The organism is Arthrobacter sp. yr096, assembly GCF_900108925.1.
Taxonomy (GTDB): domain Bacteria; phylum Actinomycetota; class Actinomycetes; order Actinomycetales; family Micrococcaceae; genus Arthrobacter.
This window is the reverse complement of the sequence record NZ_FNYI01000007.1, coordinates 1-12,150: the sequence shown is the minus strand read 5'-3', so window position 1 is coordinate 12,150 and position 12,150 is coordinate 1. Positions and strand designations below refer to the sequence as shown.

The window sequence follows — 12,150 nt, the reverse complement described above, 5'->3', positions numbered from 1 at the left end:
AAGAAAAGCGCACGACGGCGGCAGCCCGCCGTCGTGTGCTTCTTTTGTTAGTTGCGGCTGCTAGACCTCGGGGCGCCGCTCAACAATGGTTTCCGGGGCGGTGCGCCGCTCAACCACCGTGCGGCGGGTCCTGTTGGACATGGCGATGGAAATGATGAGGCCGACGACGCCCACCACCATCAGGATGTAACCCACCAGGACCTGGTCCAGGAAGGGGATAAGTCCCGGGGCCAGCGCGAAGGCCAGAATAGCTCCGACGGCAATCAGGGCAATGGAAGAACCTATTCTCATAACGTGCTCCTCGAGTCTGTTCGGCGCAGGGTCAGTAGCTCCAGCCGAATCTGTACCATCAGGATACTTATGAAATCGGATAAATGGGTTGACTTCCTTAGTGGCCGTAGCGGGCCGCCACCTGGGCGATTGCTTCTTCAGGCGTGGGCGGGGGCCCGAACACCTGCTCCTGGCGCGTGACGTCGGCAACGTACTTGCCCGTCTCGAACCACGCCACCATGCTGGCCATGTCGCTGACCAACGGCATGATCCTGGAGGTGACCTTGCCCAGTCCTGCGATGGCACCGGAAGGAACAGCCATCACCTTGATCGGCTTGCCCGCATGGCGCTCCGCCAGCTCCGCGGCTTCCTGCATGGTCACTGGGCGGGTCCACCCAATATCGATCCGCTCACCCTCAACAATGTCCGCATCCACCGCCTGCGCCAGATAGGAGGCGACGTCGCTGGCCAGGACGAACGTGAGCCTCGCATCCTTGGAGCCGAGCCACACGAAGCGGCCCTTCTTGAACGGATCGCCACCCATGCCCACGGCCTGGTCGAAGAAGGCGCCCGGTCGGAGCGCCACAAACGGGACGCCCAGTTCCTCCAATCTGTCCTCCGCGAGTTTCTTGTTCCAAAAATGCGGGATCTGCGGAGTCTGGTCGCTGGTGACAATACTGATCAGCACAAACCGGGGTACGGCGGCATACTTGGCGGCCACGGCGAGGTTGCTGTTGCCGTAGGTATCGATCGCGTGGGCATTCTTGTCGTTGCGCGTGTACCCGGCCGCGGTTGAAACCACCGCCGAAACCCCGGTCATGGCCGCAATCAGCGATGCAGCATCCAGCATGTCGCCACGTGCAATCCGGACGCCTTTGGCTTCAAGCTTGGCGGCGTTGGATTGTGGCCGAACCAGCGCGCGGACACTCTTGCCGCGCCTGAGCAGTTCATCCACAACTTGGCTGCCCAGGAAACCCGTGGCACCCACAACAAGGACAGGCAGATCTTCGGCCACAGTTTCTCCTTAGGGGTTGTTCCTAAAGTCAGTGGTAGCACGAGCCCGTTCCCACGGCTAGACCTCCACCCAGGGCGCCTAGTGCACTCAAAGTGCAGTATGCTGCACTCATGGATGAAAGCACCACCACCCTCTCCCTGGCCATTGGCGCGCGGGTAAAGCAAGAACGCCAGCACCGCGGCTGGACACTCGACCAGTTGGCCGAGGCAGCCGGCGTCAGCCGCCGGATGATCGTCAACGTGGAGCAGGGCGCGGCAAACCCCAGCGTTGGGACGCTGCTCCGGATCAGCGATGCCCTGGGCGTTGGGCTGCCCGCACTGGTGGAGCCTCCCCGCCCGAAACCCATCAAAGTCACCCGCAGTGGGGAAGGCGCCGAGCTGTGGAGCAGCGATCAAGGTGGCCGCGGACTCCTGGTGGCCGGCACCGAATCTCCTGACGTGGTGGAACTGTGGGACTGGACGTTGGGACCCGGCGACCACCACGGCAGCGAAGCCCACGCCGCCGGCACCAAGGAACTCCTGCAGGTTCAGGAAGGCGCGGTCACCGTGGAGGCCGGCGAGCAGGTGATCACCTTGGAAGCAGGTGACGCCATGACCTTCCCGGGCGACATTCCCCACTCCTATGCCAACCTTGGTACCGGGCCAGCCCGGTTCATCCTGGCAGTCTTTGAACCCGGCGTAGGCTCCGGTCATCGCCAGGACACCGTCACCACCGCGGGACAGGACTCATGAGCACGGCAAACCGTGGCCCGGTTCCTCCGTGGGGACTCGCTGTTGCCGCCATGATCTCCGTCCAGTTGAGCTCCGCCTTGTCCGTAGGCCTGATCGCCGAGGTTGGCCCGGCCGGGACGGCGTGGTTGCGGCTCAGCATGGGAGCGATCATCTTCCTGGCCATTGCCCGCCCACCTTTGCGTTCGGTGCGAAGGCACGACGTCCTGCCTCTGCTGGGCCTCGGCGTTGCCACCGGACTGATGACCATCATGTTCCTCGGCGCCGTGGAACGCATTCCGCTCGGAACCACGGTGGCCATCGAATTCCTGGGCCCGCTGACCGTGGCGGCGGTCCGCAGCCATAACCGGCGCGCCTTGGCCTGGCCCCTGCTGGCACTGCTGGGCGTGGTCCTCCTGACGGAGCCGTGGCACGGCCAAGTGGACCTGTTGGGCGTCATGTTCGCGGCTATTGCGGCAGCCGGGTGGGGTGCCTACATTTTGCTGACCCAGAAAATCGGTGATCGCTTCACGGGAATTGGAGCCCTCTCACTCACTGTCCCCATTGCCGCGGTGACGGCTGCCGTCGTCGGAATTCCGCAGGCCGTGGGGCATCTGGACCTTCGCATTCTGGCGGGCGCCCTGGGGGTAGCTGTGCTGATGCCGGTCCTGCCGTTCGTGCTGGAGCTGAAGGCCTTGCGTCGCATGACCTCCACAGCCTTCGGCACGCTGATGTCCCTGGAACCGGCATTCGGTGTCCTGCTGGGCCTGCTGGTGCTGCATCAGCAACCATCCCTTGTCCAGTTCCTCGGAATCGCCCTCGTAGTGTTCGCGGGCGCTGCATCCCAGCGTGGCGGAACCAGGAACGCGCCACCGCTCGCCGAACCCACAACACTGGGACCCGCGCCGGAGGTTGCGTCCAGCACCGGCCCCACCAAGGAGGCCTGACGCACGACGGCGGCAGGTCGCCGTCGTGCGTTGCTTGCGGTGCCTGCGGCTTGCGGGGTGTCGCTTGCGGTGGGTGCCGCTTGCGGTGCCTGTGCCTTATGGGTGCCGCTCAGATGGTGACGACCACCTTGCCGCGGGCCTTGCCGGCGTCGAAATAGCGCATGGCGTCCGGAACCTTGGCCAGCGGAAAGATGCGATCGATGGCTGGCGAGATGGTTCCCTCCTCCAAAAGTCCGGCGAGGTACCCAAGATCCGCCGCGCTTTGAGTGCCCACGATCATGGTGAGCTTCTGGCGGATGAACGGCGAGAGCGCAAGGGCCCGGAACTGGCGGTCCAGGCCTCCCGTCCAGGAGCCACCTTCCTCGCCGCCGGTGATGACCGCCGTCCCCGTGGGAGTGAGGGCACGGCGGAGGCGGGAGACGGAGGGGTTGCCTGCGATGTCGATGATCACGTCGTACTTTTCGGTACCATCCGCGAAGTCCTGTGCCGTGTAGTCCACCACGTGATCGGCGCCAAGGGCACGCACCAGATCCAGCTTGGCGGGACTGGACACACCCGTCACCTCAGCACCCGCCGCCTTGGCGCACTGCACTGCATAACTGCCCACACCGCCGGAAGCACCGGTGACCAGGACCTTGAGCCTCCGTTGCGGGATGCCGCGACGGGCGTCCAGGCCGCCGGCCCGCACTGCGATCAGGGCAGTGCACGCAGAAACGGGCACCGCCGCGGCCTGTTCGAAGCTGATGTTCGCCGGCTTGTGGGCAAGCTGGTCTTCGCTGGCGGCGGCATACTCGGCAAAGGTGCCCTTTCCGGTCCCGAACACTTGGTCACCCACGGCAAACCTTGCCACCTTTGCCCCAACGGCCTCCACCGTTCCGGCGAGGTCCATTCCGGGGACCGGGTTCTTCGGGGCACGGAATCCGTAGGCCAGGCGCAAGGCATAGGGCCGTCCGGTGGTGACGTGCCAGGTGCCGCGATCCAGCCCTGCGGCGCGGACCCGGACCAGCACCTGGTCCTCTGCAATGGCGGGGAGGGGAATCCGGGCCTGGTGGAGGACATCGGCCGGACCGTACGCCTCCTGCACGATCGCCCGCATGGTTCCGGAAGCGGGCTGGGATGCCGGAACTCCGCCTTCCGTGGCTTGCTGACCATTGATCATGGCCGGTCCTTTCATTGAGTGCGGTTGCTGCCTGGATTTTTTCGTACGCTGTACCAACGAGGTTACCGTACACTGTACTAATTCGCTAGGGGCAACCCCAGATTCCAAGGAGATCCAGTGCCTGCCGCAGCATCCCAACGCCTCCCACTGAGCCGGGAAAGAGTGCTTCAGTGCGCCGTAGCGCTCGCCGATGAGTCCGGAATCGCGGCCCTGACCATCCGCACGCTCGCCCAGAGCATGGGAACCAAGCCCATGTCGCTGTACTACTACGTGGCCAATAAGGACGAGATCCTGGACGGCATCGTGGACATGGTCTTCAGTGAGATCGAGTTGCCGTTACCCGATGGAGACTGGCGGGAGGAGATGCAGCAAAGGGCACATGCGGTTCGTTCGGCACTCAAGCGACACCCCTGGGCGGTTGGACTGCTGGAAAGCAGGTCCGCCCCCGGCCCGGCCACCCTCCGCCACCACGAAGCAACGCTCGCCACACTCCGGGCCGCCGGATTCTCCGTGCAGCTGACAGCCCACGCGTATGCCCTGCTGGACAGTTACATTTACGGATTCGCGCTCCAGGAGGCAGCGCTGCCGTTCGAAGGGCGCGACACCGCCGCAGAGATCACCAACCCCATCATGGAGCGGTTCTCCACCGTCGAGTATCCGCACATGGTGGAGATCGCCGTCGAACATGTCCTCAAACCCGGCTACGACTTCGGCGACGAATTCGCGTTCGGCCTGAACCTCATCCTGGACGGCCTCAGCCGACTGGCCTCAGCCGATTGACCTCAGCCGTTTGCCCAGGGGCGGCGGCTAGGATCTGATCCATGGCCAGGATTGAGGACTACGCGATCATCGGGGATCTAAACACGGCAGCACTGGTGGGGCGCAGTGGCTCGATCGACTGGATGTGCCTGCCGCGTTTCGACTCTCCATCCTGCTTCGCGGCACTCCTGCACACCCCCGACGCCGGCCGCTGGCTTCTGGCCCCTGCCGGCGCCGCTGCCGCCCAAGCCGACTGCACACGCCGCTACTACCGCGAGGACACCCTGGTCCTCCAGACGGAGTGGGAAGTGGACGGCGGATCCGTCCGCGTCACCGACTTCATGCCCGTCCGTGATGAGGCCGTGGACCTTGTCCGAATCGTCGAAGGACTCTCCGGCTCAGTGGACATGCACATGGAGTTGGTGCTCCGCTTCGACTACGGCAGCGTGGTGCCCTGGGTCCGGCACAGCAGCCACGGCATCAGCGCCGTGGCCGGACCCGACTCGGCGTATCTCACCACGCACGCCCCCTTGGAAGGCCGCGACAAGAAAACCTTCAGCGATTTCACTGTCCGCGCCGGCCAAAAAGTCCCGTTCGTCCTGCGGTGGGCTCCAAGCCACGAGCCTGAACCGCGAAGGATCGATCCCCTGCGGGCACTTGAAGCCACGGAGTCGTTCTGGTTGGAATGGATTGCCCGCAGCGAGATCACCGGCAAGTACAAGGAGCCTGTAGAGAGGTCCCTGATCACCCTCAAAGCACTGACGTACGCGCCCACCGGCGGCATTGTGGCCGCAGCCACCACGTCGTTGCCCGAACAAATCGGCGGACCGCGCAACTGGGATTACCGGTACTGCTGGCTGCGCGACGCCACACTGACACTGCAGTCCCTCCTCGCCGCCGGCTACACGGAAGAGGCCGCGGCGTGGCGGGATTGGCTGTTGCGGGCTATCGCCGGAGACCCGTCCGAGCTCCAGATTGTGTACGGGCTCGACGGCGCCAGGAGGCTTCCGGAGGCAGAGATCCCCTGGTTGTCCGGTTACGAAGGCTCACAACCGGTCCGGACCGGCAATGCCGCTGCGCCGCAGCTGCAACTGGATGTGTGGGGCGAAGTCCTGGACGGACTCTCGCTCACCAGGGCGGCAGCACCGGATGGTGCCGTGGACAATTCCTGGGACCTCCAGGTCGCGTTGATGGAGTACCTCGAGGGAGCCTGGGACCAGCCGGACAATGGGCTGTGGGAAGTCCGCGGGCCAAGGCAGCACTTCACCCACTCCAAAGTAATGGCGTGGGTGGCTGCTGATCGCATGGTCAAAGGCATCCGGACCTCCGGGCTGCCGGGCCCCGCTGACAGGTGGGCTGCCCTCCGCAGCGAAATCCACAACGACGTCATGACCAAAGGGTTCGACGAGGATCTCAACAGCTTTGTCCAGGCCTACGGCAGCAAGGAACTGGACGCGAGCCTGCTCCTGGTTCCCCGTGTCGGCTTCCTTCCACACCGGCATCCACGCGTGGCCGGGACGGTGGATGCCATCCAGCGGGGACTGACGGAGGACGGCATGGTCATGCGGTACCGGACCCAGTCCGGCCATGACGGACTCCCCGGCGACGAAGGCGTCTTCCTTGCATGCTCCTTCTGGCTGGTGGACGCCCTGCTGGGAATCGGCCGGTCAGCCGAAGCAACCGCACTTTTTGAGCGGCTGCTCACCCTGCGCAACGATGTTGGCCTGCTCAGCGAGGAGTGGGATCCAAGAACCCACCGGCAGCTTGGCAACACCCCGCAGGCGTTCAGCCACTTCCCACTCATTCACAGCGCCCTGCAACTGCATCACGGAGCGGCCCACAGCAGCGACACACCCCTGGATCATCCCAAGCACCCTTGGCATGCGAGCAGCTCTACGCTTCGGAATGACCCTCGCTTTCGCTAGCAGACGCTCCGTCCCTGTGGCGTGCCTCCTCCAGGTGCAGGTCGAGCTTGCGTTCGGCCTCACGCCGGCGCTGTCCGATGGTCCGCATCTGCTGGGTTGTGGGGTCTCCCCTGTCTTCTGACGCAGCGCTTGAGGGCGCAGCGGGCTGGTAGTTCTCTTGTTCGCCCATATGAGAATCGTCCCATCGCCGGCCCTTTTGCGATAGGCGCAGTTGTCGCGTCCGGATACCCACCGCTTGCCACACGGGTGCCGGCACGCTTAGTCTCATGAGTGGAGAAACCATACTTGTGACCAAGGTATCCACTCTCCATCACCTCAGGGTTACCAATGTCTGCTCAGCCAGCACACCCCATTTTTCCCCCCTCTTCCGTGGCGTCTTCTTCGGCGCCCCAACCCCGCTGTGAACACTGCGGAACCGGCCAGCACCTCATGGTCGATACTATCGACGCCCACTCCGACCTCTCCGCCGGGCTCATCAACGTGGGCTACAACTGCCGGAAATGCGGCTCCTCCCGCAGTCATGCAGCAACCGTGGCGGACGTGGCCAATGTCCTGAACACCTCCGCCAAGCACCCCGGCCTCCTCCAGTCTGGCGAACACTTCCTGCACTGCGGAGCACCCATGCACACCGGGGCGGGGAAGCGGAACCACTTTGCCGTGGGGATCACGGACCGGGTGGTCGATCCCGAGCTCGAGATCTACCTCAACACCAGGGTGCTGCACTGCGACGAGTGCGGCTTCCAAATGGAAATACCGGATCAGGCGTATCCCAAGTAGGCACGCAAAACGGAGGAACCACCCGACGGCGAGTACCGCCGTCGGGCGCTTTGCGTTCGCCGCCCCGGCGGGAAGCTTGCGTTCGCCGGCTCGGGAAGCTTGGGTCCGCTTGCCCCGGCGGGTAGCGTGAGGCCCAGACAGGTCGCGCCCCCGCTGCCAGCGGGTGATTCGAAGGAGCCAGCCCCTTGAGCAGATCCCACCGAACGTCAAAGCATGAAGCCAACACCGCCGTGGAACTGAATCCGCTGTTCAGCCGGCCGGGAGAATCCACCATCTTTCCCCGCTTCACCATCCCCGAAGGCGAGTCCCTGCCGTCCACCGCTTACCAGGTGGTCCACGACGAGGCGATGCTGGACGGGAACTCACGGCTGAACCTGGCCACGTTCGTGGGAACGTGGATGGAGCCTGAAGCGTCGAAGCTCTACGCCGAAACGTTCGACAAGAACATGATCGACAAGGATGAGTACCCCCAAACGGCGCTCATCGAAACCCGGTGTTGGCGGATGTTGGCGGATTTGTGGAACGCGCCGGATCCTGAGAAGAGCATCGGCACCTCCACCATCGGATCCTCCGAGGCCTGCATGCTGGGCGGGTTGGCCTTGAAACGCCGCTGGCAACATGCACGGAAGGCCGCCGCCAAATCCACGGATAAACCCAACCTGGTCCTCAGCTCCGCAGTGCAGGTGTGCTGGGAAAAGTTCTGCAACTACTGGGACGTGGAGCCCCGCTTTGTGCCGGTTTCAGCCGAGCACCCCACGCTGGACGGCCATGACCTGGATCAGTACGTGGATGAGAACACCATCGGCGTCGTGGCCATCCTGGGAGTGACCTACACCGGCAGGTACGAACCCGTGGAACTGATCTCCGAGGCGTTGGACGATATCCAGGCACGCCGCGGCCTGGATATTCCCATCCATGTGGACGGTGCTTCCGGAGCGATGGTGGCCCCGTTCCTGCAACCCGAAACAGTGTGGGATTTCCGGCTCCCCCGTGTGGCCTCCATCAATACCTCAGGCCACAAATACGGGCTGGTGTACCCGGGCCTGGGGTGGGTTGTATGGCGCGATGCGGCGGCACTTCCGGAGGATCTGATCTTCCACGTCAGCTACCTCGGCGGGGATATGCCCACCTTCGCCCTGAACTTTTCCCGGCCCGGCGCCCAGGTGCTTCTGCAGTACTACCTCTTCCTTCGCCTTGGCTTCGCCGGCTACCGGTCCGTCCAGGCAACGTCACGCGACGTGGCGCTGTACCTTTCCAACGAGATCGGAGCCATGGACGCGTTCACCCTGTGGAGCGACGGCTCGGATATCCCGGTGTTTGCGTGGCAACTCACTGATGGCCACACGGAACACTGGAACCTCCACCACCTGTCAGAGCGCCTGCGGATGAACGGCTGGCTGGTTCCGTCGTATCCACTGCCCGACGGGCTCAGTGAAGTCACGGTCCAAAGGATCGTTGTCCGCAACGGCTTTACGCGCGACCTCGCCTCAAGTTTCCTGGCCGACCTCAAGAAGGAAGTCGACTACCTCGATAGCCTCACAGCACCCATGCCTGTGGATCAGCAGGCCGAAGGATTCCACCACTGACGTTCGGAAAGGAGGCCCCCGGATGTGCCGTCTCTTCGGATTGCATGCCGGTCCCCGGCCGGTGCGCGCCACGTTCTGGCTGTTGAATGCCCCTGACAGCCTCTCCGTCCAGAGCCGCCGGGAGCCGGACGGGGCCGGCATTGGGACCTTCGATGCGGCAGGCAAGGCGCACGTGGCCAAACAGCCGCTGGCCGCCTGGGAGGATCACGCCTTCGCCCGTGAAGCGCGCGACCTGAGAAGCACCACGTTCCTGGCCCATGTGCGGTACGCCAGCACCGGCGCCCTCACCATGGTCAACACACATCCGTTCGAGCAGGACGGACGCTTGTTTGCGCATAACGGAGTGTTCCACGGGCTCGAGCAGCTCGATCAACGCCTCACCGAACTCGGAGTGATGGACCTGGTGCTGGGTCAGTCCGACAGCGAGCGGCTCTTTGCGCTCATCACCGCCGAGACCCGCCGCGCAGCTGGGGACGTCGGCGCGGGCATCGTCCAAGCCATCGCCTGGATTGCCCGCGAGCTCCCCGTCTTCAGCCTGAACTTCATCCTGTCCACGGCAACGGACATGTGGGCCCTCAGGTACCCAGCCATCCACCCGTTGTTCATGCTGGAACGGGACCCCGCTTCCCCGCCTGATCCACCCGCACCGCTGGATGCCCGGAGCAAACGAATCCATACCCGCAGTACGGAGCTGGCCCGTTCCCCGCATGTCCTCTTTGCCACCGAACCCATGGACCACAACCCGGGCTGGCGGCCTCTGGGTGCAGGCGAGCTGGTCCATGTGGACGCCGAGCTTGCCGTGACCTCCACAGTGCCCTTCCCTGACGCCCCCGCACATCCCCTCACCCTGGCCGACCTGGAGCCCGCCGCCGCAGCGTCACAGAAACCGTAACCACCCTTCGCGCGGCACGCCCCAGTGGGACCAATATGCCGACGACGACGGCGGCAGGTCGCTGTCGTTCAACAGGTCACCCGACGCACAAGACCGGCCTCCCACGGAGACATGGATTCCAGGCACCTCGACCCGCGCACCCACGACGGCTGCAGGTCGCCGTCGTTCATACTCTGCAGCCGTGGCGGCGGAGCAGGAAGCGGGCGGGATCCGGGCAGCGCGAGAGTGTCCAGTGACCACCCCCAAAAGCATTTCTGCGGTGGGCACCGGCCGCGGCTAATAATGTCAGACCCTGGTGACAAGGTTGATTCATGGGAAGCAACGGGCAGGTTTTGGCACGGCGGGCAGGGACGCCCGGCGTGCTGACGCGTGGCCTGTCCAGACGATCTGCGGACATGCCCGCCCCGCTCCGAGCCGCGTTCAACGGCCCCGTAACGATGTCCGCCTTTTCGGGCGAGCGGCCGGGAACAGGGCTGATGTGGGGTCTGGACACCATCAACGGGTCCTCAAAGGTGAGTGCACGTACTTACGTCGGCCCGGATGGCGATGGTTTTGGCATGCGGGTGATTCCGGCGGCCGACATCAAGCGCATGGCCGGTCTGATCGAATCGGGCACGCAGTCTGCTCCAGGCACCGTCGGCCCGCTTGCCCGGGCTGCCGATTCCTTGGCATCGCTCCGCGAATCCGCCGCTGCGGAGGCTCGGTCATTTGGTTTCGTAGAGGCTGCGGATTTTGCCGGCAAAGTCGAGGAGTTTGCCCGGGTTCTGGAGTACTTGCAGGTGGTGGCGGCCCAAGCCGTCGAACGGACCCGGAACGAGGCGCAGAACGCGCAGAGAGGGTCGTCATCTGCAGCGCCGGAGTGGCGGACTGGATGGGCTGAACCGGCCGTGGGTGCGGACAACCCGGTCGACTCTGTGGCGTTGGGCGCAGCCCAGCCGGGCGCAGCCACGGGTACATACAGCGCAGCCCAACCGGGCGCAGCCACGGGTAAACACAGCGCAGCCACACCGGGCGCAGCCGCCTGGGTGGCGGGTAGTGCCGGTGCCGCGAAGGCCGGGAGCCCGGCCAGTCCCTTGGACGACGGGTACCGGAACGCCGCCGAGTTCCTGCGCGCCCGGCTAAGGATCAGCATCAGCGAAGCCCGCCGCCGGCTCGCCCTCGCCAACGACGTCCTACCCCAGACAGGAATGACCGGCCAGCACATTCCCGCCCGCCGCGAGATCCTCGCCGACGCCCACTCCTCAGCCCTGCTCCCGTCCCGCTCCGCGACCATCATCAGTGCCGCGTTGGACAAAACCCGCCACCTCACCGACGACGACACCATCACCCTGATGGAACAAGCCCTCACCGCCACCGCGAAGGAAACCGACCCCGACTTCGTCGCCAAAATGGCCAAAGCCTGGTCCGACAGAATCGACCAAGACGGCCCGGAACCCTCAGAAGAAGCCCTCCGCCAACTCCAAGGCGCGTTCCTGCGCCGCCGACGCCGCCACGGACTCCACCACCTCGAAATCTTCGCCACCGACGAACAAATCGAAGCCCTCACCACCGCCATGAACACCGCCACCAACCCCCGCCTCACCACACCAGAACCCAGTCACACCACCGAACCCGGTCACACCACCGAACCCGGTCACACCCCGGACGACGGAACCAGCACGGAAACCCCCACGGAATCCCCCACCGAACCGGGCCTGGACCGACGCACCCGCGCCCAGAAACTACTCAACGGCCTCGTCGGCGCCTGCGCCCTCGCGATGAGCACCGGGAAACTACCCTCCAACGGCGGACTCCGACCCCAACTCACCGTCACCATCGACCACCGCCACCTCTTCGAACAACTCACCCACCACAACAAGCCCAACCACAACGGGCACACCACCGAACCCCGCCACACCAACCATCCCGACGAGCCCAACCACGCCGACACCACCGGCACGGGTCCGAACCCGCTCAGCTCCGGAACAGCGACCTTCACCGGCCCGCTACACCCCAACACCATCCGCAAAATCGCCTGCGACGCCGACATCATCCCCGTCCTGCTCGGCAGCCAAGGCCGCGTCCTGGACATCGGACGAACCACCCGCATCTTCCCGCCCCACATCCGCAAAGC

At 64.8% G+C, this 12,150-nt stretch carries 11 protein-coding genes; 8 read left to right on the top strand and 3 right to left on the bottom strand.

Going from position 1 to position 12,150, the window contains the following annotated elements; genetic code table 11:
* Positions 1–60 precede the first annotated feature (60 nt).
* The gene (locus BMY91_RS17195) at positions 61–291 is read right to left on the bottom strand and encodes a DUF6458 family protein (RefSeq protein ID WP_090824126.1); all 231 of its coding nucleotides are present in this window, start codon (positions 289–291) and stop codon (positions 61–63) included.
* Between the two features lie 97 nt (positions 292–388).
* A complete protein-coding gene (locus BMY91_RS17190; RefSeq protein WP_090824124.1) occupies positions 389–1,285 on the bottom strand; it encodes an SDR family oxidoreductase in 897 nt (298 codons plus the stop codon).
* A 110-nt stretch (positions 1,286–1,395) separates the two neighbouring features.
* Here BMY91_RS17190 and BMY91_RS17185 point away from each other — a divergent pair, with 110 nt between their 5' ends.
* Both BMY91_RS17185 and BMY91_RS17180 read left to right on the top strand, forming a co-directional pair.
* Positions 1,396–2,016, top strand: a complete 621-nt coding sequence (locus BMY91_RS17185; RefSeq protein ID WP_090824122.1) for a helix-turn-helix domain-containing protein — start codon at positions 1,396–1,398, stop codon at positions 2,014–2,016.
* Entirely contained in the window at positions 2,013–2,939 is a 927-nt protein-coding gene (locus BMY91_RS17180; RefSeq protein WP_090824120.1) for an EamA family transporter, read from the top strand. Before BMY91_RS17185 ends, BMY91_RS17180 begins: the two co-directional genes overlap by 4 nt.
* 109 nt (positions 2,940–3,048) lie before the next feature.
* Here the strand turns inward: BMY91_RS17180 and BMY91_RS17175 are convergent, their stop codons facing one another.
* On the bottom strand, positions 3,049–4,098 hold the full coding sequence (locus tag BMY91_RS17175) for an NAD(P)-dependent alcohol dehydrogenase (protein ID WP_090824118.1): 1,050 nt from the start codon (positions 4,096–4,098) through the stop codon (positions 3,049–3,051).
* 117 nt (positions 4,099–4,215) lie between these two features.
* Between BMY91_RS17175 and BMY91_RS17170 the strand changes: the two genes are divergently transcribed.
* The 6 genes from BMY91_RS17170 to BMY91_RS17140 form a co-directional block, all read left to right on the top strand.
* Complete coding sequence (locus tag BMY91_RS17170; RefSeq protein ID WP_090824116.1) at positions 4,216–4,878, top strand: TetR/AcrR family transcriptional regulator; 663 nt, start codon at positions 4,216–4,218, stop codon at positions 4,876–4,878.
* 41 nt (positions 4,879–4,919) lie between these two features.
* Complete coding sequence (locus BMY91_RS17165) at positions 4,920–6,782, top strand: glycoside hydrolase family 15 protein (protein WP_090824114.1); 1,863 nt, start codon at positions 4,920–4,922, stop codon at positions 6,780–6,782.
* A 429-nt stretch (positions 6,783–7,211) separates the two neighbouring features.
* Positions 7,212–7,559, top strand: a complete 348-nt coding sequence (locus BMY91_RS17155) for a hypothetical protein (RefSeq protein ID WP_090824110.1) — start codon at positions 7,212–7,214, stop codon at positions 7,557–7,559.
* Between the two features lie 185 nt (positions 7,560–7,744).
* A complete protein-coding gene (locus BMY91_RS17150; protein WP_090824108.1) occupies positions 7,745–9,145 on the top strand; it encodes a glutamate decarboxylase in 1,401 nt (466 codons plus the stop codon).
* A 22-nt stretch (positions 9,146–9,167) separates the two neighbouring features.
* Positions 9,168–10,037 carry a class II glutamine amidotransferase gene (locus tag BMY91_RS17145; RefSeq protein ID WP_090824106.1) on the top strand — a complete coding sequence of 290 codons (870 nt, stop codon included), beginning with the start codon at positions 9,168–9,170 and terminating at the stop codon, positions 10,035–10,037.
* A gap of 311 nt (positions 10,038–10,348) precedes the next feature.
* Positions 10,349–12,150, top strand: a 1,802-nt coding sequence (locus tag BMY91_RS17140; protein WP_090824506.1) for a DUF222 domain-containing protein, incomplete at its 3' end; no start/stop codon positions are given.